Raw genomic sequence first — 25,412 nt, forward strand, 5'->3', positions numbered from 1 at the left:
GCCTGTATCGTCACCGATCAAGTGTGCGCGAACCTAGGAGAACGTGGTGATTCGTCCGGACGTGGTCGGGGTCGGCGAGGCGATGGTCCTGCTCCAGCCCGCGCAGGGTGCCGATCTGGCGACCGCCGAACGGATGGACGTGCACGTCGGCGGCGCCGAGTTGAACGTGTGCGCGGCCGTCGCCAGGCTCGGCGGCACCGCCTGGTTCGCCTCCCGCGTCGGCGCCGACCCCTTCGGCGAGCGCGTGCTGAACGCCGCCCGCGCCCTCGGCGTCGGCACCTCTCTGGTGGGCCGCGACTCCGCGCGGCCCACGGGCGTGTTCTTCAAGGAGGTACGGCCGGACGGTGCGAGGCGCGTCCACTACTACAGAAGCGGTTCGGCCGCTTCGGGCATGGACGAGGGAGACGCGCCCGCCATCCTGGCCACCAGGCCGAGGGCGATCGTGGTCAGCGGCATCACCATCGCGCTGGGCGAGGGCCCCGAACGCCTGGTGCGGGCGCTGGCGGACGGGGCACGCGAGGCGGGCGCGCTGCTGGTCCTCGACCCGAACCTCCGCCCGAGTCTGGGACGGCAGGACCGGGTGCTGGCGACGGTCCGAGAGCTGCTGCCGCTGACCGACCTGCTGGTGCTGGGCCAGGACGAGGCCGAGCCCCTCTTCGGCACCACCGACCCGGCCGCCGTCTTCGCCGCCGCCTCGACCGCCTGGGCCGCCGCCGGGCGAAACCTCGATGGTTCGACCGAGGGACCGGACTTCGCCGGAAATGCCGTCAGCGGGGGAGAGACCGCGCGAGGTGTCGTCGGCGACTTCGCCCAGGAGATCGGGCGAGGTGATGACCGGGCTGCCGGGGGAGACGTTGCCCGGGGTGCTGGGGAGAGTGCCCGCGGTGCGGAGCCAGAAGCGTTCGCGGGTGTTGCGCAGGAGGCGGGGCCGGAGGGGCGAGAGGGGTTGCTTGGTTCTTGGGCCCCGGTGGGGCGGGGGATCGAGGTGGTGCTGAAGGCGGGGGCCGAAGGGGTCTACTGCCTGGGCGCGGATGGAGCGCCCGTGCACCTGCCGAGTGCCGCTCGGGTGGTGCGCGACCCGGTCGGCGCCGGTGACGCGCTCCTGGGCGGGTACCTGGCGGCCCGGCTGGCGGGGGCAGGTCCCGAGCGCGCCGCGTGGGTGGGAAGCGAGCTGGCCGGACGCATCGTCGAGGTGTACGGCGACGTCGAAGGCCTGCCCTCGCCCGCCGAAGCCGCCGCCCTCCTCCGCCGCTAGCACAGCCGACCAGACGTCCACAAGACACCACGAGACCGACGAGACGGCGACACGCCCCGCCCCGACACCCCCCGATGCGACGGCGGTAAGGCGCGACGGGCCCAGGCTCCGATCACATGGGGCGGCGTATGGGAAAGAGTGCCGCTCCGTGGTGGAGGGCACTCTTTCGGGATAGGTCTCGGGCGCCCCACCTGGGGGCGGCTCGTCACTCGGTGACGTGGAAGGCGACACCACCCTGCCCATCCGTGTCGGCGTCGAGCGACTTGTCGTCCAGCACGCTGGCCGCCACGGGGTCGAGGTACACACGCGCTCCTTCCGTCTCCACCACCTCATCGGTGGGCTCGGGCGCGGTGGCCATGCTGAGCACCAGGGATCCCTGGCCCTCCCCCTGTGCGGAGATGCGGATGCCGGCGGCCTCCACATCCTGCTGGGCGGTCAGATCCTTGATGACCTGAGCTGCATTCGGTGTCAGGGTGAGCACGACGGCTCCTCCTCGTTCTCGGTTGCGGGATCCGGAGTCCTTGCCCCCTCAGGACGGCCCTACACAGATGCTCAGCCGATTTCATCCAGGTAGGCGGAGTAGGCCCAGCCGTGGAAACCGTTCGAGCCCCACACCGCGGTCCAGTCGCCGCTGGTACGGCACGTGCCTTCCACGGTCGCGCCGAAGGCGACGTCGTCGACCTGTTCGTACTGCGTGCCAGGGCCCGAACGCACCCACAGGTCGGCCGGATAGGGCGGATCCACCACGTACACGCAGGTGGGCGCGGCCTGAGCCGGGCCGGCGGACAGTCCGGTGACGGCCAGCAGAATCGCTCCCGTGAAGCAGATGCGTCCGCGCATCGCGACCTCCTTCTGCCGAGGAGTCTCCGCCGACCGTTTTGTCCCACCATAGGCAGATAAATCTGGTTTTGAGTAGTCAGGCCCCGATCTTCATACGCCCTTCGGATCTTTGATCTGATCTACCTCCTGCACCGGAGGGACCAGGATCACCGGTGTGCCCTATTTGCGACATCGAGGGCCAGAGGTGGTACGGGATCCCGTAAGTGTGTTTTCCGGGATCCCGAGTCGCGTGGTCAACAGGGGTGGGAGGGGGACGGGAGTCCCCCGGGAAAGGGAGCCCCGAGCCGGAGGTGAGGGACCGTGCTTGTTCAGGTGAACGCGGGCATGATGCGGTCGTGGATGAGCTGGAGTTGCGTCTCCACGGACGCCACCTCCGGCAGGTCACGTCCCATGAACTGCTTGACCAGAGTCGCGTCCGTCACCGCCAGGATCATGTGGTTGACCCCCGAAGGTTCGATCTCCCTCCTGATCTTCTCCACGCACTCCTCGGGCGTTCCCGCGATCGACAGCCGGTCGCCCAGCTCCGGTGTGGTCAGCTCGATCGCCCGCGCCAGATCGCCCGCCCCCAACGCGTCGACGATCGGCTTCATCGCGTTCGGGTCCACCCCGTTGCGCTCCAGCTGCTCGGCCGGCATCGACGAGGCGTACAGGCCGACCATGCTGCGGGCCGCCTCCTTCGCCACCGCCGAGTCGGGTCCGGTGGCGAAGACGACCCAGGCGCCGATGTCCATCGACGACCAGTCCTTGCCCGCCTTCTCCGCTCCCGCCCTGAACTCCGTGACCAGGTAGTCGTAGGCCTCGCGGGTGTAGCTGAGCGCGTGGTGCACGCCGTCCGACAGCTCGCCCGCCGCGCGGAAGGAGCGCGGCCCCCGCATCGCGCCCAGCTTCACCGGCACGTGCTCCTGCACCGGCCTGGCGAAGGTGAACAGCCCGTTGTACCGGAAGAACTCGCCCTCGAAGGTGATCGCGCCCTCGTCGAGGAGCGTGCGGACGACGTGCGCGGCCTCCTTCACGCGCGACAGCGGCTTGGTGACCGTCCAGTCGATGCCGTACTGGGCCAGCAGGCCGAAGTTGCCGCTGGAGAGGACCACCTCGGCGCGTCCGCCGCTGAGCTCGTCGAGGGTGGCGGCGGCCTGCGCGATGAGGGTGGGTTCGCGCAGCACGACCGAGGAGACGCTCGGGCCGAACCTGATCCTGCTGGTCTGCTGCGCGGCCGCGGCGAACAGCAGCCACAGGTCCTTGTGCCAGGTCTCGTCGGCGGCGTAGCAGGCGTGGAAGCCGAGCTCGTCGGCCAGCCTGATCGCCGACAGGGAGTCCTGCAGGGGGTAGTCGGGCAGCATCACGTAACTGAACTTCATCTGATGATGTGGCGTCGAGTCCCGGGGTCTGAAGTTCGGAAGAGACGCCACCCTCCTTTCGATAACTCTATGGAAAGCTTCGATGGCATTCGGTAACTTGTCCGATGGGCTAAACGCTTGGGACAGGAGGTGCACGGCGATGGCGTTGCGAAGGTCTCAGGCAAAACACGACGGTTTGCCTTCGGTGGTGCAGGTACGGCTTTCGCCCACCTCCGAACAGGCTCAAGCGCTGAGCGCGGCGACAGCGCTGTGTAACGCGGCGGCCAGTTTCATCTCCAAGATCGCCTGGCGATCGCGCACCTTCACGGTGGTGGAACTGCATCGGATGGCCTACTACCAGGTGCGGGCCGAATTTGTTGGGTTGGGGGCGCAGGCGGCGGTGCGGGCCATCGCTCGGGTCGCCGGCGCCTACGCCAACCGGCGCAGCGCCAAGACGCGCGCGCACCTGTTCCGGCCGCACGGGGCGGTGCCGTTCGACGCCCGTATGCTCAGCTTCCGCCGCGACGCCCGTACGGTATCGATCTGGACCCCTGGCGGACGTCTCACCGTGCCCTACAGCGGGCGGGAGGCAGATCTGAAGGCGATCGAGACGCTGCCGGTCGGGGAGACCGATCTGGTACTCCGGGGTGGCGTGTGGCTGCTGCAGGTGGCCGTCACGCTCCCTAGGCCAGAGACCGCCGATCCGGCGAACGGGTTCATAGGGGTGGATCAAGGGATCGCCAATCTGGCGGTCACCTCCGATGGAGCTGTGCTGCCAGGCAAGGTGTTGCCCGGAACGATCGCAGGGAACGGTCATGTGCGTGCACTGCGCGAGCGCCGGCACCGCCAACGCCGGCGGCTGCAGCGGAAGGCCACATCCTCCGCGCGCCGCGTGCTGCGCCGCCTGTCCGTACGTGAGCACCGGATGATGACCGACCTCAATCACCAGATCAGCGGATTCGTGGTGCGCGAAGCCGAACGCACCGCCAGGGGTGTCGCCATGGAGGACTTGGCCGGCATCCGGACGAGGGTCAGGGCTCACCGGCTCCAGCGGCGCACCCTGCACTCTTGGGCCTTCGCCCAGCAGATCACCTTCACTCGTTACAAGGCCGCGCGGGCCGGGATCGCCTTCACCCTGGTCGACCCGGCCTACACCAGCCAGGCGTGTCCGCGATGCGGGTGTGTGAGCAAGAGGAACCGGCCAGCTCGCGGCCGGTTCCTCTGTACCAGGTGTGGCCTCGCTGGGCACGCCGACCACATCGCGGCTCTCAACATCGCCCGACTTGGCGTTGTGGGCCGGGGGTCTGTCAACACCCCACACGCTACAGGCCTCCCTTCAGCCAGACGGGACCGTGAGAGCAGGCCGCCGGGTTCACTCGGCGGCAGTTGATCGCTCCTCCTGGGGGATGGCGTCGCCCGCGGGGGCCACGCCGTCGTACGGCCTGGCGGTGAACAGGTACAGCGCTCCCAGTCCCACCACGACCAGGCCGGACAGCGCCACCAGCCAGTTGTCGTACCAGGGAGCGCCCGGGGTCCTCGGCCAGATCATGTTCACGATGGCCAGCACGCCGTACACCAGCGCGCCGACGTTGATCGCCAGGCCCGCCGTCCCCAGCGTGAAGGGACCGGAGGGCCGCCAGCCGCGCAGCCGCGCGCGCAGCGCGGCCAGCACGACCATCTGGAAGCCGAGGTAGATGCCCAGCGTCGCGAACGAGATGATCTTGACGAGGGCGTCGGCCGAGATGATGGAGCCGAGCACCACGAGCGCGGGCACCACCGCGGCGACCAGCAGCGCGTACGGCGGGACGTGCCGCGCCGCCGAGAACCTGCGGAACAGCCCGCTGCCGGCGATCATGCCGTCGCGCGCGTAGGAGTAGAGCAGCCGGCCGGCGGCCGCCTGCAGGCTCAGCGCGCACGACAGGAACGACAGCAGCACCACGCCGAGCACCACCCGCAGCCCGGTGGGCCCGAACGCGGCGGTCAGCACCTCGGAGACCGGATCGGCGCTGGCGCCGGAGATCACCGCGCCGAAGTCCGGTACGGCCAGCAGCAACGCCAGGCAGACGAACGTCGCCGCCGCCCCGCCCACGTAGATCGTCATGCGCATGGCCTTCGGGATGCGGCGCGTCGGGTCGGGCACCTCCTCGGCGACGTCCCCGCACGCCTCGAACCCGTAATACTGAAATATCCCGATCAGTCCGGCGGCGAGGAAGGCGGCGAAATAGCCCGTCTCCGCGCCAGCCCCGAACGAGTCGAACAGCACGCCGAGCCCGTGGTGCCGCTGGGTGAACAGCAGCCAGCCGCCCACCGCCAGCGCCCCCACCAGCTCGGCGGTGAACCCGACGATCGCCGCCATCGCCAGCGCCCTGGTCCCGGCCAGGTTGATCGCCACCGCGACCGCCAGGATGACCAGCGCGCACAGGATCGTGTTGGTCGTGCCCACCTCGATGCCGAGGAAGGCCGACAGGTAGGGCCCCGCGCCGTACGCCACGCTGGCGATGGTCACCAGCAATGCGATCAGGTAGACCCACCCCGTCATCCACGCCCACCTGCGCCCCCACAGGCGGCGCGCCCACGGGTAGATGCCGCCGGTCAGCGGGTACTGCGAGACGATCTCGCCGAACACCAGCGCCACCAGGAACTGCCCCGCGCCGACGATCAGCAGGCTCCAGATCATCGGCGGCCCCCCGGTGGCCAGCGAGACCGCGAACAGCGTGTAGATCCCGACGACGGGCGACAGGTAGGTGAAGCCGAGCGAGAAGTTCGCCCACAGGCTCATGTCCCTGCGGAACTCGGAGGTGTAGCCGAGATCGGCCAGCCTGCCGTCATCGGTCGAGGTCATCGAGCAACTCCTCGCCGGAGACGACCTTGTCGGCGAAGTGGGCGTGCATCCAGGCCAGATGGTCGGCGCGGGAGCGGACCAGGCGCAGGGTGTCCCAGTTGGGGAAGGTCTGCTGGGTGACGTGCTCGGTCATGAGCGCGGGATCCACCTCGTAGACGTGCTCGAAGCGGGTGACCGCCACCTCGGAGGCGCGCTCGGGCGGCGGCGGGGTCATCTCGTCCTGGTAGCGGTAGCTCACGACTCCTCCTCGCCTGGCGGCTCGTCGGTCGGCGCGGGTGGTTCGGTACGGCTCGGCGGCGGGACCTCGGCCGGTCCCGGTGAGGGCGTCATGGGGCGCCGTCCGGGTCGGGATAGGCATCGGAATAGGCACGGTCGAGCAGGTACTTGCCGGGATTCATGATGTTGTGCGGGTCGATCGCCCGTTTGATCGCGAGCATCACGTCGAACCCGCCGCCCAGCTCCTCGGGCACCAGGTCCACCTCGCCCTCGCGGCACGAGCCGTGGCAGGCGCTGATCGAGCCGCCGTGGGCCAGCGCCACCGCTGCGAGGTCGCGCTTGGCCGCCACCCACGCCGCCCAGGCGGCGTCGTCGAGGCGCTGCTCCCAGATGCCGATGTCGATCTCGGTCAGGTAGTCGGCGCCCGTGGCGCCGTTGGTGTAGGCGAACATGCCCCAGTCGTCGAAGACGTCGGAGGCGCGCCGCAGCCGGTCGGCGATCTCGTGCCAGGCCAGCCGTACGGCCGGCAGGTTCGTGTAGTTGATCGCGGCGTCCTCGCAGTGCCAGCTCATCGGCACCACCTGGCCCGAGCGGGTGCGCCCGTGCAGGGGAGTGGCGTAGCGGTCGTGGCGGGCGGCCCAGTCGCCCTGCGAGATCTCGTCGCCGAGGTAGCGCGCGCCCATCGAACGGGCGATGCGCATCAGCCGGCCGCCGCCCGCGCGCACCTCGTCCTCGTAGCCGTAGAGCGCCGCGCAGACCAGCGCCTTCACCGAGGCGGGCTGCGGGATGTAGGCCTCGTCGTCGCGCCGCAGGTAGGCGACCTTCCACTCGTCGAACAGCACCGCGCCCGCGAACGTCGCCACGCCCGCCCTGGCCAGCTGCCCGACGGTCCGGTAGGCGGTGTCGTAGTCGTCGAAGGCCCAGAACGGCGAGAACTCCGCCTCGGGCTTGGGGAACAGCTTCAGCGTGGCCTCGGTGGCGATGCCGAGCGTGCCCTGGTGGCCCATGAACAGGTGCTTCAGCTGGTAGCCGCTGGACGACTTGGTGATCTTCCGGCCGATGCCGTCGCCGACGTGGATGACCCGCCCGGTGGGCAGCACGTGGTCGAAGCTGAGCACGAGGTCGCGGGTGTGGCCGTAGCGCGAGCCGATGAGCGACCATCCGCTGGTGCCGATGCGGCCGCCGACGAGCGAGCAGGGATACGACGCGGGGTCGTCGGGGTAGAGGAGGCCGTGCCGTGAAAGGACCTCGTTGAGCTTCAGCGCGTTGATGCCGGTGCCAACCGTGCACGTCCTGTTCTCGAGGTCGATCTCCTTGATCTGGTTGATCCGCTTCACATCCACGACGATGCCGCCGCGCAACGGCACCGCCCCGTCGGTCAGGCCGGTCCCCCCGTCGCGTGGCACGACCGGGATGCGATGCGCGTGGGCGAGCCTGAGCACCTCCGCCACCTCCTCGGTGGAGGAGGGCAGGACCACCAGGTCGGGCATCCGCTCGGCCCAGCGGTGCACGGGGAACGGCGCGGGCACCCGGGTCCTGTTGAGCCGGTCGGCCTTTCCCGTGAGGACGTGGTCGTGGCCGAGGATCCCCCGTAGCTCCTCCACCACGGGATCGCCGAGCGTGACGGTCACGGCGCCACCCCCAGCGACTCGGCGAGCAGCTCGTGCAGGTCCACGACGCCGATCGAGCGCGCCTCGCCGGCCGCCGTCAGCGGGCGCTCGGCCCAGGGGCAGGCGGTGACCAGGGTGTCCACACCCAGCTCGGCGGCCTTGCCCATGCGCATCTCGCTGATCTTCGCGGTGAGCTCGGGCTTCTCCACCGCGAGCCCGCCGCCCGCGCCCGAGCAGTACGACCACTGGCTGACCCGGTCCACGTCGTGGAAGGTCAGCCCGGGGATCGCCCGCAGGACCTCGCGCGGCTCCTGCCAGATCCCCTTGCGCTTGTTGAGCCTGCAGGGGTCGTGGTAGGTGACGGTCCGCTCGACGGGCAGGTGCGGGACCAGCCGTCCCTCCCTGATCAGCGCCGCCAGCAGCTCCACCACGAGCACCACCTCGATGTCGAAGGACTCGCCGAAGTACTTCGGGTAGTCCTCGGTGAAGGTGATGTAGTCGTGCGGGTCGAGCACCAGCACCCGCCGCACCCCGGCGGCCCGCCAGTCGGCCAGGTTGTGCTCGGCGAAACGCCGCGCCTGGTCCTCGTAGCCCATCTCGGCGGCGGGCCCTCCGCAGCACCACTGCTCGTTCATCAACCCGAACTTGTATCCGGCCAGCTCCAGCACGCGCGCCACCGACCTGGGCACCGACGGGCGGTAGAAGGCGGCCTCGCAGTCGACGAACAGGATCGTCTCGCCGCCCACCGTCAGGTCGAGGCCCTGGGCCCAGTCGCGCACCCGCTCCTGCGAGACCCCGTCGGCCACGGGCTCGTGGGTCCGCTCCGCCGTCAGTTCGTTCCAGCGCTGCCAGCCCGGCTGGTGCACGCCCTGACGTACGGCCAGCGAGCGCACGCCCTTGACCAGGTCGACGGTTCTGGTGCGGAACCGGTAGAAGTCACCGGTGAACAGCGAGTTCGGGCAGCGCAGTTCGCAGGCCCCGCAGCCGGTGCAATTGACGTAGTCGGCCGCGACGTCCGACACCTCAAGCGAGCCCTGCTCCATCGCCACCACGTTGGCGTGGAAGGCGGTGGGGCTCCACGACTCATTCCGCGTGACCTGCATGACGGGGCAGACCTCGCGGCAGAACTTGTGTCCTGAGGAGAAACAGTTGTAGGCGGCGTCGCGCCACTCCTCGGCGAACCTCTTCTCGGGATCAGGCAAGGCGGCCTCCCTCAGATCGGGTTGCGCTTAAAACTATGAGTTCATATTTCAAAAGGCAATAAGCTGTCCTGGTGAACCGGCTCCCCGACGCGGCGGTCTTCGCCCCTGTCGACGACGGCTCCGGCAGGGTGGAGGTCGTGGTCCGGCGCCTGGCCGAGGCCATCGCGCTCGGCCTGATCGCCGACGGCGACCAGCTCCCCGCCGAGCTGGAACTGGCCGCCTCGCTCAACGTCTCCACCGTCACCCTGCGCGCCGCCCTCGCCGCCCTGCGCGAACGCGGTCTGGTCGAGACCAGACGCGGCAGGGGCGGCGGCACGTTCGTGCGCGGCCCGGCCGATCCCTCGATGACCAGGCTGCGCACCAGGCTGCGCGAGCTGAGCACCTCCGAGCTGCGTGAGATCGGCGACTACCGCGCCGCCATCGCTGGCACCGCGGCCCGCCTGGCCGCGCAGCGCGCCTCCGCCGACAACGTCACCCGCCTCCACCAGCTCGTCGACCGCCTCGCCGCCGCCACCTCGGTCGGCGAACGCCGCCGCGCCGACGGCCGCTTCCACATCGAGGTCGCCGCCGCCGCCCAGTCCGTCAGGCTGACCCGCGCCGAGATCGACATCCAGTCCGAGGTCGGCGAACTGCTCTGGCTCCCGTACGGCGAGGCCGTCGACCCCGACGAGGTCGTGCGCAGCCATCGCCAGGTCATCGACGCCATCGCGGCGAGGGAGGCCGACCGGGCGCGAACGCTGACGGAGGAGCACCTCGACAGGGGCACGGAGCGTCTGATGGAGTTCCATTGGCGACTTGTCACCCAGGACGCACGGGAGTGGCGATGAGCGATCCACATGTTGCCCAGGTGGCCGAGCGGGTCCAGGCGATCGTCGAGGACGTCTTCCGCGCGCTGGAGGAGATCAGGTCGGGCATGGAGGCCTGCTACCGCTCCTGCCCGTCCTTGACCTCGGCGGACCTGGCGCGGGTCCGCCCCCAGATCTTCGACTGCCTGCGCCGCCTGCGCGGAGTGGCGGCGGGCACCGGCATGATCGTGGCCCCGGGGGTGCTGGCCGACCGGCCGCGCTGGCTCGACTGGTGGCAGGCCCCGCCCGAGGACGACCCGATCTTCCTCGACGTCGACCTCGACCCCGACAGCCTCGACTTCTACGACTACACCGCCGCCGAGTGGTTCTCGGTGCCGCAGCGCACCCGCTGCCGCCACGTGGTCGGGCCGTACGTCGACTACGGCGGCACCGACACCTACGTGCTCACCTTCACCACGCCCGCGCAGGTGGACGGGCGCTTCCTCGGCGTGGTCGGGGCCGACGTGCGGGCGGCCAGGTTCGAGGCGCTGCTGCTCGGCGTGCTGGCCGCGTGCCCGACGCAGGTGACGCTGGTCAACGCCGAGGGCAGGGTGGTGGCGGCCAACACGCCGCGGCTGCCCGCGGGCGCGCTGCTGCCGGAGGCGGGAGCGGCGGCCGAGCGGCTGCCTGACCCGCCGTGGCGCATCGTTTCCACCGCGCGGGAAAGGGCAGTTAAGCTGGCCTGACGATCTTGCATGAAGGGGCTGGCCTTGATACCGCGGCACGACTTCGCCTTCGACCCGACCTACGGTTACGACCTCGAGGGGCTGCTGGCCGTACCGGCGCCCGAAGCACCGGCGGACTTCGAGGAGTTCTGGAGGGAGGCGCACGCGCGGGCGACGGCGGTCAGCGTCGCGCCCAAGCTCGGCCCCGTGGAGTGGGAGGCCGACGGCCTGCGCTTCCATGGCGTGAGCTACACCTCCGTCGAGGGGTTCAGGGTCGGCGGCTGGCTGAGCGTGCCGATCGACGGCGAGATCACCAGGGCCCGCGTGGTCGCCCACGGCTACGGCGGCAGGGACCGCCCCGAGGTGCGGGTGGACATCCCCGGCACGGCGACCATCTGGCCGTGCGCGCGCGGCCTGCCCGCCCGCAGCCTCCACCCCGACCTGCCCTCCGACGCGCAGAAGCACGTCCTGCACGGCATCGGCGCGCGCGAGAGCTACATCCATGGCGGCTGCGTCGCCGACATGTGGTGCGCGGCGACCGCGCTGACCGAGCTCGTGCCCGAGACCCGCGACGTCAGGCTCGACTACATCGGCACCAGCTTCGGCGGCGGCATCGGCCCGTTCGTGCTCGCCTTCGACGACAGGTTCGCCAGCGGCGCGCTGGTCGTGCCCAGCTTCGGCAACCACCCGCTGCGGGTGACGCTGCCGTGCACGGGCAGTGGCGCGGCGGTCCGCGACCACTACGCCAGGCATCCCGAGGTGCTCGACGTGCTGGCCTACTTCGACTCGGCCACCGCCGCCACGTTCGTGCGCAGGCCGGTGCACGTCGGCGCCGCGCTGTTCGACCCCGCCGTGCCGCCGCCCGGTCAGTTCGCCGTATACAACGCCCTCGGCGGGCCGAAGGAGCTCTTCGTCCTGGAAACCGGACACTTCGCCCACCCGGAAGAAGCCGCGCAGGAAGCGGCGTTGACCCAGGCGCAATACGGGTTCATGACCGCTTGATAACCTCCCGCGGTGCGGTGGATCTCTCATCGCGGGTAGGTCGTCGGGTTGAGAGTGCGAGGAGGAGACGTGGACATCAGTCGGAGCGGCGAGTGGGCGGCACTGGAGGCCAACCACGAGGCGGTGGCCGGAAAGCACCTGCGCGAGCTGTTCGCCGAGGACCCCGGCAGGGCGGAGCGGATGAGCCTCACCGCCGGCGACCTCTACCTCGACTACTCCAAGCACCGTGCCACGGCCGAGACCATGGAGCTGCTGCTGGCGCTGGCCGACAAGGCCGGCCTGCGCGAGCGGATCGACGCCATGTTCTCCGGCGAGCACATCAACGTGAGCGAGGACCGCGCCGTCCTGCACGTGGCGCTGCGCATGCCGGCCGACGCCAAGCTCGTGGTGGACGGCCAGGACGTGGCCGGCGACGTGCACGCCGTGCTGGACAAGATGAGCGACTTCAGCGCCAGGGTCCGCTCGGGCGAGTGGAAGGGCCAGACCGGCCAGGCCATCAAGACCGTGGTGAACATCGGCATCGGCGGCTCCGACCTCGGGCCCGCCATGGCCTACGAGGCGCTGCGCGACTACGCCGACGCGGGCATCACCGCCAGGTTCGTCTCCAACATCGACCCCGCCGACATCCACGGCGCGCTCAAGGACCTCGACCCCGCGACCACGCTGGTCATCGTCAGCTCCAAGACCTTCACCACGCTCGAGACGCTCACCAACGCCAAGGTCGCCCGCGCCTGGCTGGTCGGCGCGCTCGGCGAGAAGGCCGTGGCCAAGCACTTCGTCGCCGTCTCCACCAACGCCGAGAAGGTCGCCGCGTTCGGCATCGACACGGCCAACATGTTCGGCTTCTGGGACTGGGTCGGCGGCCGCTACTCCTACGACGGCGCCATCGGCCTCTCGCTGATGATCGCCATCGGGCCCGAGCGCTTCCGTGAGATGCTCGACGGCTTCCACACCATCGACGAGCACTTCCGCACCGCGCCCTTCGAGGCCAACATGCCGGTGCTGATGGGGCTGCTCGGCATCTGGTACGCCGACTTCTTCGGCGCCCAGACCCGCGCGGTCCTGCCCTACAGCCAGCGGCTGCACCGCTTCCCCGCCTACCTGCAGCAGCTGACCATGGAGTCGAACGGCAAGTCGGTCCAGGCGGACGGCACGCCGGTGACCGTACCGACCGGGGAGATCTTCTGGGGCGAGCCTGGCACGAACGGTCAGCACGCCTTCTACCAGCTGCTGCACCAGGGCACCAGGCTGGTGCCCGCTGACTTCCTGGGCTTCGGCGAGCCTCACGAGGACGCCGAGGGCATGCACGACCTGCTCACCGCCAACCTGCTGGCGCAGACCTCGGCGCTGGCGTTCGGCAAGACCGCCGAGGAGATCGCCGCCGAGGGCACGCCCGCCGCCGTCGTGCCGCACAAGGTGATGCCGGGCAACAGGCCCACCTCGACCATCCTGGCCCCCAGGCTGACCCCCTCCACGCTCGGCCAGCTCGTCGCCCTCTACGAGCACATCGTCTTCGTCGAGGGCACGATCTGGGGCGTCGACTCCTTCGACCAGTGGGGTGTCGAGCTCGGCAAGAAGATGGCGATGGACCTGGCGCCCGCGCTCACCTCCGAGGAGCCCCCCGCGCAGGTGCCCGACGCCTCCACCGCCGCGCTGGTGCGGAAGTACAGGGAGATGCGCGGACGAAAGGTCTGATCGATGGCTCTGGTCCTGTTCGGCGTCACGGGCGACCTGGCGAAGAAGATGCTGCTGCCCGCGTTGAACACGCTCGCGGGAAGCGGCAGGCTCGGCGTGCCGGTCGTCGGCGTGGCCAGGACCGATCTCGACCTCGACGGCCTGCGGGCGATGGCCCGCGAGGCCGTCGGCGGTGAGCTGTCCGACCGCCTCGACCTGCGGCTGGTCGCCGGCGACCTGGCCGGCCAGGACACCTTCGCCCGGCTGCGCGAAGCGGTGAAGGACCTCGGCGACCTCACTCACTACCTCGCCGTGCCGCCCGGCCTGTTCGCCACGGTCGCCAAGGGCGTGGCCCAGGTGGGGCTCAACACCGGCGCGCGGCTGGTGGTGGAGAAGCCGTTCGGGCACGACCTCGAATCGGCCAGGCGGCTCAACGCCGAGCTGCTCGGCTACTTCGACGAGGACCACCTGTTCCGCGTCGACCACTTCCTCGGCCTCGAGCCGGTCGAGGACCTGATGGTCTTCCGCTTCGCCAACACGCTGCTGGAGCCGATCTGGAACCGCACGTACGTGCGGAGCGTGCAGATCACCCTGGCCGAGGACTTCGACGTCGCCGACAGGGGCGCCTTCTACGACGCGGTCGGCGCGCTGCGTGACGTGGTGCAGAACCACCTGCTGCAGGTGCTGGCGCACGTCGCCATGGACGCGCCGCCCTCGGGCGACGCCCGTGCCGTGCTCGACGAGAAGTGGCGGGCGCTGCGCTCGGTCCGCACGATCGACCCCGCCGACGTGGTGCGCGGTCAGTACGAGGGCTACCTCGCCACCGAGGGCGTGGCTCCGGGCTCGCGCACGGAGACGTTCGTGGCGCTGCGCGCGTTCATCGACAACTGGCGGTGGGCGGGCGTGTCGTTCTGCGTCCGCACCGGCAAGAATCTGCCGCTGAACGCTCTGGAGATCGTCGCGGAGCTGCGCAGGCCGCCGGTCGCCTACTTCCGCCCGGCCGGGGGCGGGCAGACGGCGCCGAACCTGGTCAGGTTCCGGCTCGAACCCGACGCGGGCGTGACGTTCGACCTGCTGGCCAAGGAGCCGGACGTTCTCGACAGGACCAGGCAGGTGCCGGTGTCGGTCGACTTCTCCAAGGCCCTCGGGCCGATGGAAGCGGCCTACGAGCAGGTGCTGCGGGACGCGCTGGCGGGCGATCCCCGGCACTTCGTCCGGTTCGACCTGGTCGAGGAGTCGTGGCGGATCGTCCATGACATCCTGGAGTACGACGAGCGGCCGGAGCCGTACCGGAAGGGGGAGTTCGGCCCGGAGAGCGCGGCCCGCATCGCCCCCGGCGGCTGGCACCCGGTCGGCTGACCTCGCTAACGCGGCGACCGTGCGTATCCGTGACCAGGGCCGCCGCCGCCCTGCGCCAGGATCAGGGCCGACATCGCCCAGTCGATCACCATCGGGCCTCGTGGCGTCATCGCCGCGTCGGCCAGGGCCCGCAGCATCGTGGGCCCCGGCAACCGCTGCATCACCAGATCGGCCCGCGTGCGGCCCCGACCCACCAACTCGCCGATCCGTATCGGTCGCACCACTCCCGCTCAGCCGAACACCGTGTCGCGGGCCAGGTCGAGGGCGGTCAGGACGGCGCCCTGGAGGATGGCGTTGCCCTCCACCGTGCTCGCCCTGACCTCCGTGGGCGCCGGTGACCTGGCGGCCACCCGTTCCTCGACCTGGGCCGCCAGTTCCACGCCGCCCTCCCTCCCCATCGTGCCGCCCAGCACGATCAGCCCGGGGTCGAGCACGGCGGCGACCGTGAAGGCGCCCTGGGCGATGCGCTCCACCAGCTCGGCCCGCGGCAGCTCGCGCGCCACGCCTGGTTCGATCGCGCAGCAGAACGTCGTGCCCGCCATGTCCAGCAGGCCCACCTCGCCCGCGCCGCCCGACCTCCCGCGGCGCAGCTGCCCGCCCAGCACGACCGCGCCGCCGACGCCGTCGTCGAGCCACAGCAGCGCGAAGTCCGCGTGACCCACGGCCGCGCCGAGCCGGTGTTCGGCGATCGCGGCGAGGTTGACCTCGTTCTCCAGGACGACCTGGGCGCCGAGGCCGCGCCGTACCTCGTCGAGGAGGTCGGGCCGCCAGCCGGGCACGCCGTTGTCGCCGGTCAGGCCGCTGGTGTGCGGGTGCACCAGTCCCGGCGCGCCCAGGGCGGCGGCCTCGATGGGACGGCCGCCCGCCGCCTCGGTCACGGCCGCGACGATGAGTGAAGGCAGCGGCCCCGGGAGAGAACGCGCGGCCGTGCCGACCGTGCGCCCGGCGAGGTCGGCGACCGTGACGGCGATCCCGGTGCGCCTGATGTCCACGCCCGCGACGTGGGCGCGGTCGGTGACCACCCCGTACAGCCTCGCGTTCGGGCCCCTGCGGTCCTCGCCGTACTCGCCGGCCACCTCGACCAGCCCGGCGGCGCGCAGCCGCTCGATCAGGTCGGCGACCGTCGGACGGGAGAGACCGGTGAGTTCGCGCAGCTGGGGGGCGGTGAGCGGGCCCTGTTCGAGCAGCAGGTCGAGAGCGAGCCGATCGTTGATCGCACGGGCCATGGCCGGGGTCGCGGTCTTCACGCCTCCCATAATAATCAGGAAGCCTGCCTGATATCTCTTTCCATCAGGAAGCCTGCCTGTTAATTTCTGCGGTGTGACGAACCACCGCGCCATCGCGCTTGTCTTCGCCGTTCACGGAGCGGTCGCGGGCACCCTGTCGACCCGCATCCCCTGGCTGCAGGAACACCTCGACCTGACCCCCGACGTGCTCGGGCTGATCCTGCTCTGCCAGCCGGTCGGCGCCTTCGTGGCGATGCCCATGGCCGGCCGGCTGGCCCATCGCCTCGGCGGGCGCACGGCGACCAGGCTCATGCTCGCCCTCTGGTGCGCCTGCCTCGCCCTGCCCGCGCTGGCGCCCTCGCCGCCGTGGCTGGCCGCGATCTTCCTGCTGTACGGCATGGCCGCGGGAACCTGTGACGTGGTCATGAACTCCCAGGCGCTGGTGCTGGAACGGCGCCTCGGCCGCTCCATCATCGCCGGGCTGCACGGCATGTGGTGCGTGGGCAGCCTCGCGGCGGGCGGCGTGGGCGTGCTGGCGGCCCACCTCGGCATCGACGCCCGCGTGCACCTGGCGGTCGTCTCGGCGGTCCTGCTGGTGGTGGGCGGCTTGGCCGGGCGGGGGCTGGCGGCGAACGAGTCCAGCGAGGGCGTCCCGGCACCGCGCCGGTTCGCGCTTCCCTCGCGCGCCATCCTCGCGGTCGGGCTGGTCGGCTTCTGCGGCACGTTCGCCGAAGGGGCCTCGGCGAACTGGGCGGCCGTCTACGTGACCGCGGTCGCCTCGGCGGGCCCCGGCGTCGCGGCGGCGACGTACACCGTCTTCATGCTCTGCATGGCCGCGACGCGGCTGGTCGGCGACCGGTTCGTGCGGTGGATGGGAGCGGTCGCCGTGGTCAGGGGCGGCGGGATCGTGGCCGTGGCGGGCGGCGTGCTGGTGGTGGCAGGACGGACGCCCTGGGTGTGCATGGCGGGCTTCGCCCTGGTCGGCGTGGGTGTGGCGGTCGTCGTGCCGCTCGTCTTCGCCGCCGCGGGCGGCGCGGGCGTCACGCCGGGCGAGGGGGTGGCGGGGGTGGCCACGATCACCTACCTGTCCGGGCTGATCGCGCCCGCGGTGACGGGGTGGGCGGCGGGCGCGCTGTCCTACCCGGCGGCGTTCGCGATGATCACCGCGATCGTGGCGGGGATGACGCTGCTCGCGGGGGCGCTGCGACCCCGTCCGGCGGGCGCGGTCGCGCAGGACAGGCAGCTCGAGCCGATGGCGGGCTGAGCCCTCGAATGTGCCGCCGTCAGGCGACGCCGAGGTCGTGGCGCAGCGCCACCACCGCCGCCCCCCTGGCCCACTCGGTGAACGCGAAAGGCTGCACCCGCACCTCCACCGGCTCGCTGGTCCAGTGGGTGTGCTCGCCCAGCGCCGCCTCGAACGCCGCCGCGCACACCTCGTGCATGTGCACCGTCTCGCCCGACAGCACCACCACCTCGGGCCCGATGAGGTTGGCGATCGTGGCCACGATCCGGCCCAGCGCGAGGCCCGCCTCGTCGAAGATCCGCCTGGCCACCGGGTCGCCCTGCCTGGCCAGGTCGAGCGCCTGGTCGAAGGTGAGCGTGGGACGGTCGAGCGCGGCTCTGGCCGTCCGCCTGATCGACGGCGCGGCCAGGTAGGCGCGGGCGCAGCCACGGTGGCCGCGCTCGCAGATCGGCCCCCTGTCGTCGATGGCCAGGTGGCCGATCTGCCCGCTCACCCCTGCCGTGCCCGCGACCAGCCGGTTGTCGACCACGATCCCGCAGCCGAGGCCCTCTCCCATGGTGACCAGGGCGAAGGTCTCGCGCCCCGCCGCCGCGCCGAACCAGTGCACCGCCGCCGTCAGTGCCCGCACGTCGTTCTCCAGGACGGCGGGCAGCCCGGTCGCCACCGCCACCAGCTCGGCCAGTGGGACGTCGCGCCAGCCGAGGAAGGGCGAGTGGCGGACCAGCGCGTCGGCGCGCGAGACGGGACCGGCCAGGCTGACCCCCACCGCGGCGGGCGGCTCGCCACCCGACAGCAGCGTCACCGCCTCGGCGATCCTGGCGACCACCCGCGGCACCTCGTGGCCGTCGAGCGGCAGCCGTACCTCGGCGGTGACCGCGCCGCCCAGGTCGGCGCGGACCGCGAACAGCTCCGAGCCGGTCAGCTTGACCCCCGCGTACGCGCGGCGCGCGGGGTCGACGCGCAGCGGCACCGAGGGCCGCCCGGGCACCCCGGACGGGCCCGGCTCCTCCACCAGGAAGCCCTCGGCGAGCAGCGGCCTGGTCAGTTTCGTCAGCACCGAGGGCGACAGCTCCAGCCGCCTGGCCACCTCGGCCCTGGACAGCGGCCCGCGCACGAGCAACTCCACGAAGACCGCGCGGGCGGCGGGCGAGAGATTCATGAGGTGAACAAACCTCCCCTCTGGCGACAGACGATGGGATCTGTTCTCATGGGGTTTGTGTCTAGCGTGAATATACTCCGGGTGGGCGACAGCGCGTGGGCGGCTGTCACGCAGAGTTCCGCTTTCGTCTTCGGCCTCGAGGCCGCGGGCGAGGACAGCCGCGTCGTGCAGTGGTACTGGGGCCCGAGGCTGCCCGACGAGGCGCTGGCCGAGGTGGTCCGGCAGGCGCCGAGGCGTGTCCACTCCGGCTTCCACGACCCGCGCGACGTGGACGAGTTGCTGCCGGTCGAGGGCGGCAGGCGCTGGGGCGTGCCGTCGTTGCAGGTGACCTACGAGGGCGGGGTCCGCTCGGTCGAGCTGACGTTCGCCGAGGCCGTGGTGTCCGGCTCGGAGATCGAGCTGGTGCTGCGCGACCCGCTGGGGCTGAGAGTGGGGCTGCACGTCAGGGTGGCGTCCGAGGTCGTCGAGCGGTGGGTCAGCCTGACCAACGAGGGCGCCCACGCCGTACGGCTCGGCAGGGTCGACTCGGGCAGCTGGGTGATCCCCGAGCGGGCCGGCTACCGCTACACCGGGGTGGCGGGGGCGTGGGCGCAGGAGACCCAGTTGCACCGGGCCGAGCTGGCGGTGGGCGAGACCACCTTCACCAGCAGGACCGGCACCACCTCGCACCGCGCCAACCCATGGATCATGATCGACGCCGGCGACGCCACCGAGGAGCTGGGCGAGGTCTGGACCGTCGCGCTGGCCTGGAGCGGCTCGTGGCGGCTGACCGCGCAGCGCCGTCCCGAGGGAGACGTCGCCGTCACCGCCGGATTCGGGCACGACGGCCCCACCTGGCCGCTGGCACCCGGAGAGAGCCTGGTCACTCCGCCGGTTCTCGGCCTGCACACCACGGGCGGGTACGGCGCGGCGAGCAGGGCCTGGCACGACTACGCCCGCCACCACGTGCTCCCCACGCCGTTCGAGGAGCGGCCGGTCCTCTACAACTCCTGGGAGGCGACCTGGTTCGACGTGCACGAGGAGGGCCAGATCGAGCTCGCCCGCCGGGCCGCCGACCTGGGCGTGGAGCTGTTCGTGGTGGACGACGGCTGGTTCGGCGGGCGCGTCGACGACCGGCGGGGGCTCGGCGACTGGTGGCCCAACCCCGACCGCTTCCCCAACGGCCTGTCCAAGCTCTTCGGCACCGTCCGCGAACTCGGCATGCGGGCCGGTCTCTGGGTCGAGCCCGAGATGGTCAACCCCGACAGCGACCTCTACCGCGAGCACCCCGACTGGGTCCTGCACTACCCGGGCCGCCGCCGTGACACGCTGCGCCACCAGCTCGTGCTCAACTACGGCCGCGCCGACGTGCGGGCGTGGGCGATCGGCTGGCTGTCGGGGCTGGTGTCGGAGTACGGGCTCGACTACTTCAAGTGGGACATGAACCGCAGCTTCACCCAGGCGGGCTGGCCCGAGGCGGGGGAGCGGGCCGACCTGCTCTGGATCGAGCACACCCGCGGCGTCTACGCCGTCATGGACATCCTGCGCGAGCGCCATCCCGGCCTGCGCGTCGAGTCGTGCTCGGGCGGCGGCGGCCGCGTCGACTTCGGCATCCTGCGCCGCACCGACGAGGTGTGGACCTCCGACAACACCGACGCCCGCGACCGGCAGACCATCCAGGACGGCTTCTCCTACCTCTATCCCGCCAGCGTGATGTCGGCGTGGGTCACCGACAGCCCCAACCCGCACACCCGCCGAGAGGTGCCGCTCGCCTACCGCTTCCACGTGGCCATGGCCGGGGCGCTGGGCATCGGCGGCGACCTGACCAGGTGGTCCGCCGAGGAGCTGGAGCAGGCCCGCGAGCTGATCGCCGCCTACAAGGCGGTCAGGCCCGTCATCCAGCACGGCCGCCAGTACCGCCTGGCCGGCCACCCCGGCGTCACCGCCTCGGCCGTGCAGTACGTCCACGAGGACCGGGTGGTCGTGCTCGCCTACCATCCCTTCGCCCTGGCCAAGCAGCCCCCTCGCAGGGTACGGCTGGCGGGGCTCGACCCCGCCGCGCGCTACGAGAGCGCCTGCGGCGAGCGGTGGCACGGGCAGACGCTCATGTCGCACGGCCTCGACCTGCCGACCTGGTTCATGAACGGCCCCGACTATCGCAGCGAGATGGTGGTACTGCGCCGCGTCAGCGGATAGAGATGACGGTATGGACATCATGGAGCTGGTGGAGAAGACCAAGGACGGGGCCACGGTCCAGCGCGTCTTCGGCGAGCCGATCACCCAGGGCGACGTGACGGTCATCCCCGTCGCCAGGATCGCCCAGGGCGGCGGTGGCGGAGGGGGCAAGTCGGAGGGCGAGTCGCCCAGCCAGGGCTCGGGCGGCGGCTACGGCCTCGGCGCGTCCCCCGCGGGCGTGTACGTCATCAAGAACGGCGAGGTCCGCTGGCAGCCCGCGATCGACGTGAACCGCATCGTGCTCGGCGGCCAGGTCGTGGCCGTCGTGCTGCTGCTCACGATCAGGGCCGTGGTCAAGCGCTGGCGAAAGGGGCGCCGTTCGGGGCGGCGCTGATCGTCCTCGGCGTGCGGCTGGCCACCTCGACCATGCCGTAGGTCTCCCGTGCCCAGCCGCCTCGCCTCAGGGCTAAGGCGTCAGCCGGGCCGGCCCGCGACGCCTGCGCGCACGGTGCCGCCGGGCGCCGTCGCGCCGTGGGCCCGCGGGTGGGCGCGGGGCATCATCGCCTGGCACTCGGCGATCGCGGCGACCAGGAGCTCGCGGAGCATCCCGTCCGGATCGGGGATGCACGCCTGCGCGATGCCCACCACGGACAGCTGCACCGCGTTGGGCGCGGCGTACCTGCGGAAGCCCTTCTCGGTGATCTTCTGGGCGCGGCTGAACCGCCGGGCGGATTCGGCGGCGTGCGGCGCCTGGGCGAAGGCCCACCTGCTGCGCTCCTCCAGCGTCGCGGGCCTGCCGTCCAGCCGGGCCAGCATCTCCTCGGCGGCGAGCACCGACACGGCCAGCGCGAGCTGCCGGTCGGCGGCGGCCACGGGCAGCGCGGTGGTCGCCGCGCGCAGGGCCAGCCTGGCGTCGATCCGCAGGTCGTCACCGGTCAGTCCGATGATCGAGGGAACCAGCGGGACGAGTTCGCTCCTGCTCTCGTCGCTGGTGTGGTCGTTGACCAGGCGGGCCAGGCCCGCGAGGAGCGGGTGTGTGCACGCGGGATGGTCGCTCCACCGCTCGCCCGCCAGGTAGGAGGCCAGCTCCATGAAGCAGGCGCCCTTGCGCGGGTTACGGTGCCTGCCTCGCGACAGGATCGGCATGTGATCGTACAGAGTGTCCACGGCTGCTCCACGCGTTCTGCGCTGATCTGCCCTTTCAGTCTGCGTTCCCGTCTACCCGAAAGCCAGGGGTTAAGGCGTGACCTCGGCGATCCCGTCCCAGCTCAGCTGAAATTATCTTTTAGTTCATCGTAAAGTCTTGAAAATTGTCACCACTGCGCGATTGAGTTCGGTCGTGCAGACCCTCCGCTACGTGGCCTCCGCCGCGCTCGCCTTAGCTTTCATCAGCGCCCCCGCGCAGGCTGATCCGCCCGTTCCCGCAGAGGACGCGCCCGCCGCGTCGTCCTACAGGTCCGACTCCACGCTGCTGCTCAACGCCCCCGCGGGGCGGACGCTGGAGACGGCCAAGAAGGTCCGGCCCGTCGCGCCGGGCATCACGCTCACCTCCTTCGACCGCTTCAACGCCGCCGGATGGCTGCGCGCCGACGCGCTGTCGGCCGACCTGTCGGGCGGCGTCACCACCGGCTACCTCAACTCGGGCGAGGTGTCGAAGACCGAGCCGCTGTCGGGGCCCGCCGGACGGGCACGCGCGGTGGCCGCGGTCAACGGCGACTTCTTCGACATCAACCGCTCCGGCGCGGCCCTCGGCGTCGGCGTGAAGGACGGCGAGCTCGTCCAGTCGCCCGTCCAGGGCTGGAACAACGCCGTCGCGCTCAACGAGGGCGTGGGCCGCGTCCTTCAGATGCACTTCGAGGGCAGCGCCACCCCCTCGGGCGGCGCGCCGATCACGATCACGCAGTTCAACCAGCTCGTCCAGACCGGCGGCGTCGGCCTGTTCACCCCGCTGTGGGGCTCCTACCGGCGCTCGGACGCCGCCAAGGTGACCGAAGTGGTGCTCGTGGACGGCGCGGTCACCGAGGTCCGCACCGGCGCCGGCCAGGGACCCATCCCGGCGGGCACCACGATCCTGGTCGGCAGGGAGGCGGGCGCCGACGCGCTGGCCGCGCTGAAGGCGGGCGACCGCGTTGAGGTAAAGTACCAGCCCAAGCCGTCGGACGGCGGCGCCGTCCAGACCGCGCTCGGCGGCAGGAACGTCCTGGTCAAGGACGGCAAGGCGCAGCCCTTCACCGACACCGACAGCCACCCGCGCACCTCGGTCGGCTTCTCCGCCGACGGCAGGAAGATGTACCTGCTCACGGTGGACGGCCGCCAAGCCGACAGCCGCGGCGTCACGCTCGGCGAGCTGGCCGCGCTGATGGCCGACCTCGGCGCCCACAACGCCCTCGAACTCGACGGCGGCGGCTCCTCCACGATGCTGGCCCGCGAGCCGGGCGCGCCGGCGGTGCAGGTCGAGAACAGCCCGTCCGACGGCGGCGAGCGCCACGTCCCCAACGGCCTGGCCCTCTACGCCCCGCAGGGCAGCGGGAGGCTGGAGGGCTTCTGGCTCGAGACCGCCAGCGACCCGGCCAAGGCGCCGGGCGTCGGACCCGTCGCCGGTGGCCGTCCCGAGCGGGTCTTCCCCGGCCTCACCCGGCGGCTGACCGCCGCCGGATACGACGAGACGTACGGCCCGGCCGAGGGCGCCCCCAACTGGCACGCCGACCACGGCCACATCAGCAAGGACGGCGTCTTCCGCGCCATGCTGCCCGGCACGGCCACGGTCAAGGCCACCAAGAGCGGGGCGAAGGGCAGCATCGAGCTGACCGTGCTCCAGCCGCTGACCCGCCTGGGCGCCACCAAGGACAGGGTGGGGCTGGCGGCCGCCGACGCGACGGGCACGTTCGGCGTCGTCGGCTACGACCGCAACGGCAACTCCGCCCCCATCGAGCCCGGCGATCTCAAGCTCGACTACGACGCCTCCCTGCTGTCCGTCACCCCCGCCCAGCACGGCTACTTCACCGTCAAGGCGCTCAAGGGCGCGGGCTCGGGCCTGATCACCGCCCGCGTGGGCGCGCTGACCGTGGCCGTGCCCGTGACGGTCGGGTTCGAGGATGTCGCGGTCGCCGACTTCGAGAACGCCGCGTCGTGGACCTTCGCCGCCGCCCGCGCGACCGGGTCGCTGTCGGCCGGTCCAGGGCAGAGCGGCGGCGGGCTCAAGCTCGCCTACGACTTCACCCAGTCGACGGCCACCCGCGCCGCGTACGCCTCGCCGCCGCAGCAGCTCGTGGTGCCGGGCCAGCCGCAGGCGTTCGGCCTGTGGATCAACTCCTCGGGCAAGGGGGAGTGGCCCAGCCTCGAGTTCTACGACGGCAACGGGCAGTCGCAGATCCTGCGCGGCCCGTACCTGACCTGGACGGGCTGGAAGTACGTCGAGTTCGCGGTGCCGCCAGGGGTGAGCTACCCGCTGAAGCTGCGCCGCTTCTACGTCGCCGAGACGCGCGGCGACGCCAAGTACACCAATCAGATCACCATCGACGGGCTGGTGGCCAGGGTGTCGCCGACGGTGCAGGCGCCTCCGGTCGCGAAGATCGCCGACCAGGTGGTCAAGCCGACCGTCGCGGCGATGCCGTGGCGGTTCGCGGTGATGTCCGACGCGCAGTTCGTCGCCAGGCAGCCCGACAGCGACATCGTCAGGAACGCCCGCAGGACGCTGCGCGAGCTGAAGGCGGCCGACCCCGACTTCCTGCTGATCAACGGCGACCTCGTGGACGAGGCCTCGCCCGAGGACTTCGCGCTGGCCAAGCGGATCCTGGACGAGGAGCTCGGCGGCGCGCTGCCGTACTACTACGTGCCGGGCAACCACGAGGTGATGGGCGGCAAGATCGACAACTTCAAGGCGGTCTTCGGCGACACCCACCGGGTCTTCGACCACAAGGGCACGCGGTTCGTCACGCTCGACACCTCGCGGCTGAACCTGCGCGGCGGCGGCTTCGACCAGATCGCCCTGCTGCGCGACCAGCTGAGCGCGGCGGCGGAGGACGACTCGGTGGGCTCGGTGGTGGTGGTCTTCCACGTGCCGCCGCGCGACCCGACCCCCGGCAAGGGCAGCCAGCTCGGTGACAGGAAGGAGGCGGCCCTCGTCGAAGGATGGCTGGCCGACTTCCAGCGCACCACCGGCAAGGGCGCGGCCTACCTCGGCGCGCACGTGGGCACGTTCAACGCCGCGCACGTGGACGCCGTGCCGTACTTCATCAACGGCAACTCGGGCAAGAACCCGGCCACGGCCGCAGACGACGGCGGATTCACCGGGTGGTCGCTGTGGGGCGTGGACCCGGTGACGCCGAAGGAGGCCGAGCACGTGCGGCGCAACTGGTTCGTGGACGCGCCCGACTGGATCGGCGCCCAGGTGCGGCCGCACGTGGACACCCTGACGCTGACCGCACCCGCCTCGGTGGCCGTGGGCGCGCCAGGGCAGGTGACGGCCTCGCTCAAGCAGGGCGACCGTACGGTGCCCGTGGCCTACCCGGTCTCCGCCGAGTGGTCGGGCTCGCCGAACCTGCACCTCGGTCCGGTGCAGCGGGCCAAGCCCTGGCACGTGGCCGCGCTCGACCCCGCCACAGGGACGCTCACGGCGCTGCGCGACGGGCAGGTGCTGGTCGCGGTGACGGTGAACGGGGTGAAGAAGGAGGCCGCGATCGCCACGTCGGCCCGCGCCGCCGCCTGAGCCCGTCTGCCGCCTGACCCCATCTCAGGAGCGCGACCCTGAGAAGAGCAGCCGCGAGATCCCGGGCGTTCTTCT

At 71.5% G+C, this 25,412-nt stretch carries 22 protein-coding genes; 11 read left to right on the top strand and 11 right to left on the bottom strand.

From position 1 onward, the window contains the following. Positions 1-43: 43 nt before the first annotated feature. Positions 44-1,255 (top strand): sugar kinase, encoded by a 1,212-nt coding sequence (locus H4W81_RS49225; RefSeq protein ID WP_192774718.1) that lies wholly within the window; start codon positions 44-46, stop codon positions 1,253-1,255. A 205-nt stretch (positions 1,256-1,460) separates the two neighbouring features. Here H4W81_RS49225 and H4W81_RS11020 read toward each other — a convergent pair whose 3' ends face one another. From H4W81_RS11020 to H4W81_RS11030, 3 genes are all read right to left on the bottom strand, one after another. After that, entirely contained in the window at positions 1,461-1,736 is a 276-nt protein-coding gene (locus tag H4W81_RS11020) for a HesB/IscA family protein (protein ID WP_192774719.1), read from the bottom strand. Positions 1,737-1,807: 71 nt separating this feature from the next. Beyond that, complete coding sequence (locus tag H4W81_RS11025) at positions 1,808-2,095, bottom strand: SH3 domain-containing protein (RefSeq protein WP_192774720.1); 288 nt, start codon at positions 2,093-2,095, stop codon at positions 1,808-1,810. A 308-nt stretch (positions 2,096-2,403) separates the two neighbouring features. After that, positions 2,404-3,453 (bottom strand): LLM class flavin-dependent oxidoreductase, encoded by a 1,050-nt coding sequence (locus H4W81_RS11030; protein ID WP_192774721.1) that lies wholly within the window; start codon positions 3,451-3,453, stop codon positions 2,404-2,406. 139 nt (positions 3,454-3,592) lie between these two features. Between H4W81_RS11030 and H4W81_RS11035 the strand changes: the two genes are divergently transcribed. After that, on the top strand, positions 3,593-4,822 hold the full coding sequence (locus H4W81_RS11035) for an RNA-guided endonuclease InsQ/TnpB family protein (protein WP_192774722.1): 1,230 nt from the start codon (positions 3,593-3,595) through the stop codon (positions 4,820-4,822). Here the strand turns inward: H4W81_RS11035 and H4W81_RS11040 are convergent. The 4 genes from H4W81_RS11040 to H4W81_RS11055 all read right to left on the bottom strand — a co-directional run bounded on the left by H4W81_RS11040 (position 4,805) and on the right by H4W81_RS11055 (position 9,302). Next, positions 4,805-6,274: an APC family permease gene (locus tag H4W81_RS11040; protein WP_192774723.1), complete on the bottom strand. Its 1,470-nt coding sequence runs from the start codon at positions 6,272-6,274 to the stop codon at positions 4,805-4,807. The genes H4W81_RS11035 and H4W81_RS11040 overlap by 18 nt on opposite strands. Next, positions 6,258-6,512 (bottom strand): hypothetical protein, encoded by a 255-nt coding sequence (locus H4W81_RS11045; RefSeq protein WP_318781661.1) that lies wholly within the window; start codon positions 6,510-6,512, stop codon positions 6,258-6,260. The genes H4W81_RS11040 and H4W81_RS11045 overlap by 17 nt, the downstream gene beginning before the upstream one ends. 88 nt (positions 6,513-6,600) lie before the next feature. Beyond that, positions 6,601-8,121, bottom strand: coding sequence for an FAD-binding oxidoreductase (locus H4W81_RS11050; RefSeq protein WP_192774724.1), 1,521 nt, complete (start codon positions 8,119-8,121; stop codon positions 6,601-6,603). Continuing rightward, entirely contained in the window at positions 8,118-9,302 is a 1,185-nt protein-coding gene (locus H4W81_RS11055; protein ID WP_225958552.1) for a (Fe-S)-binding protein, read from the bottom strand. Before H4W81_RS11055 ends, H4W81_RS11050 begins: the two co-directional genes overlap by 4 nt. A gap of 71 nt (positions 9,303-9,373) precedes the next feature. Between H4W81_RS11055 and H4W81_RS11060 the strand changes: the two genes are divergently transcribed. The 5 genes from H4W81_RS11060 to zwf all read left to right on the top strand — a co-directional run bounded on the left by H4W81_RS11060 (position 9,374) and on the right by zwf (position 14,847). Beyond that, complete coding sequence (locus H4W81_RS11060; RefSeq protein WP_318781662.1) at positions 9,374-10,129, top strand: FadR/GntR family transcriptional regulator; 756 nt, start codon at positions 9,374-9,376, stop codon at positions 10,127-10,129. Continuing rightward, a complete protein-coding gene (locus H4W81_RS11065) occupies positions 10,126-10,833 on the top strand; it encodes a PDC sensor domain-containing protein (protein WP_192774725.1) in 708 nt (235 codons plus the stop codon). The genes H4W81_RS11060 and H4W81_RS11065 overlap by 4 nt, the downstream gene beginning before the upstream one ends. Positions 10,834-10,842: 9 nt before the next feature. Continuing rightward, on the top strand, positions 10,843-11,814 hold the full coding sequence (locus H4W81_RS11070) for an acetylxylan esterase (RefSeq protein ID WP_192774726.1): 972 nt from the start codon (positions 10,843-10,845) through the stop codon (positions 11,812-11,814). Positions 11,815-11,883: 69 nt separating this feature from the next. Beyond that, entirely contained in the window at positions 11,884-13,509 is a 1,626-nt protein-coding gene (gene pgi / locus H4W81_RS11075; RefSeq protein ID WP_192774727.1) for a glucose-6-phosphate isomerase, read from the top strand. A gap of 3 nt (positions 13,510-13,512) precedes the next feature. Then, the gene (gene zwf / locus H4W81_RS11080; RefSeq protein WP_192774728.1) at positions 13,513-14,847 is read left to right on the top strand and encodes a glucose-6-phosphate dehydrogenase; all 1,335 of its coding nucleotides are present in this window, start codon (positions 13,513-13,515) and stop codon (positions 14,845-14,847) included. A gap of 5 nt (positions 14,848-14,852) precedes the next feature. On the opposite strand, the gene H4W81_RS11085 is transcribed toward zwf, so the two are convergent. Together H4W81_RS11085 and H4W81_RS11090 are read right to left on the bottom strand one after the other, a co-directional pair. Then, positions 14,853-15,068 (bottom strand): hypothetical protein, encoded by a 216-nt coding sequence (locus H4W81_RS11085; RefSeq protein ID WP_192774729.1) that lies wholly within the window; start codon positions 15,066-15,068, stop codon positions 14,853-14,855. Positions 15,069-15,077: 9 nt separating this feature from the next. Continuing rightward, positions 15,078-16,094 (bottom strand): ROK family transcriptional regulator, encoded by a 1,017-nt coding sequence (locus tag H4W81_RS11090; protein WP_318781663.1) that lies wholly within the window; start codon positions 16,092-16,094, stop codon positions 15,078-15,080. A 73-nt stretch (positions 16,095-16,167) separates the two neighbouring features. On the opposite strand from H4W81_RS11090, the gene H4W81_RS11095 reads away from it, so the two are divergent. Next, positions 16,168-17,337 (top strand): MFS transporter, encoded by a 1,170-nt coding sequence (locus tag H4W81_RS11095; protein WP_192774731.1) that lies wholly within the window; start codon positions 16,168-16,170, stop codon positions 17,335-17,337. A 19-nt stretch (positions 17,338-17,356) separates the two neighbouring features. Here the strand turns inward: H4W81_RS11095 and H4W81_RS11100 are convergent, their stop codons facing one another. Continuing rightward, positions 17,357-18,475 carry an ROK family transcriptional regulator gene (locus tag H4W81_RS11100; RefSeq protein ID WP_192774732.1) on the bottom strand — a complete coding sequence of 373 codons (1,119 nt, stop codon included), beginning with the start codon at positions 18,473-18,475 and terminating at the stop codon, positions 17,357-17,359. Positions 18,476-18,532: 57 nt separating this feature from the next. Between H4W81_RS11100 and H4W81_RS11105 the strand changes: the two genes are divergently transcribed. After that, the gene (locus H4W81_RS11105) at positions 18,533-20,650 is read left to right on the top strand and encodes an alpha-galactosidase (RefSeq protein ID WP_318781664.1); all 2,118 of its coding nucleotides are present in this window, start codon (positions 18,533-18,535) and stop codon (positions 20,648-20,650) included. Between the two features lie 10 nt (positions 20,651-20,660). Further along, complete coding sequence (locus tag H4W81_RS11110; protein WP_192774734.1) at positions 20,661-21,023, top strand: spore germination protein GerW family protein; 363 nt, start codon at positions 20,661-20,663, stop codon at positions 21,021-21,023. Positions 21,024-21,103: 80 nt separating this feature from the next. On the opposite strand, the gene H4W81_RS11115 is transcribed toward H4W81_RS11110, so the two are convergent. Next, the gene (locus H4W81_RS11115) at positions 21,104-21,796 is read right to left on the bottom strand and encodes a hypothetical protein (protein WP_318781665.1); all 693 of its coding nucleotides are present in this window, start codon (positions 21,794-21,796) and stop codon (positions 21,104-21,106) included. 160 nt (positions 21,797-21,956) lie between these two features. On the opposite strand from H4W81_RS11115, the gene H4W81_RS11120 reads away from it, so the two are divergent. Continuing rightward, positions 21,957-25,337, top strand: a complete 3,381-nt coding sequence (locus H4W81_RS11120; protein WP_225958554.1) for a phosphodiester glycosidase family protein — start codon at positions 21,957-21,959, stop codon at positions 25,335-25,337. The last annotated feature ends 75 nt before the right edge of the window (positions 25,338-25,412 follow it).

The sequence above is a fragment of the Nonomuraea africana genome (genome assembly GCF_014873535.1).
GTDB classification, from domain to species: domain Bacteria; phylum Actinomycetota; class Actinomycetes; order Streptosporangiales; family Streptosporangiaceae; genus Nonomuraea; species Nonomuraea africana.

Excerpts from the sequence above, each read along its gene's own strand:
- H4W81_RS11025 (WP_192774720.1), bottom strand. The coding sequence starts at position 2,095 with ATGCGCGGACGCATCTGCTTCACGGGAGCGATTCTGCTGGCCGTCACC.
- H4W81_RS11030 (WP_192774721.1), bottom strand. The coding sequence starts at position 3,453 with ATGAAGTTCAGTTACGTGATGCTGCCCGACTACCCCCTGCAGGACTCC.
- H4W81_RS11035 (WP_192774722.1), top strand. The coding sequence starts at position 3,593 with ATGGCGTTGCGAAGGTCTCAGGCAAAACACGACGGTTTGCCTTCGGTG.
- H4W81_RS11040 (WP_192774723.1), bottom strand. The coding sequence starts at position 6,274 with ATGACCTCGACCGATGACGGCAGGCTGGCCGATCTCGGCTACACCTCC.
- H4W81_RS11065 (WP_192774725.1), top strand. The coding sequence starts at position 10,126 with ATGAGCGATCCACATGTTGCCCAGGTGGCCGAGCGGGTCCAGGCGATC.
- H4W81_RS11070 (WP_192774726.1), top strand. The coding sequence starts at position 10,843 with ATGAAGGGGCTGGCCTTGATACCGCGGCACGACTTCGCCTTCGACCCG.
- zwf (WP_192774728.1), top strand. The coding sequence starts at position 13,513 with ATGGCTCTGGTCCTGTTCGGCGTCACGGGCGACCTGGCGAAGAAGATG.
- H4W81_RS11100 (WP_192774732.1), bottom strand. The coding sequence starts at position 18,475 with ATGAATCTCTCGCCCGCCGCCCGCGCGGTCTTCGTGGAGTTGCTCGTG.
- H4W81_RS11110 (WP_192774734.1), top strand. The coding sequence starts at position 20,661 with ATGGACATCATGGAGCTGGTGGAGAAGACCAAGGACGGGGCCACGGTC.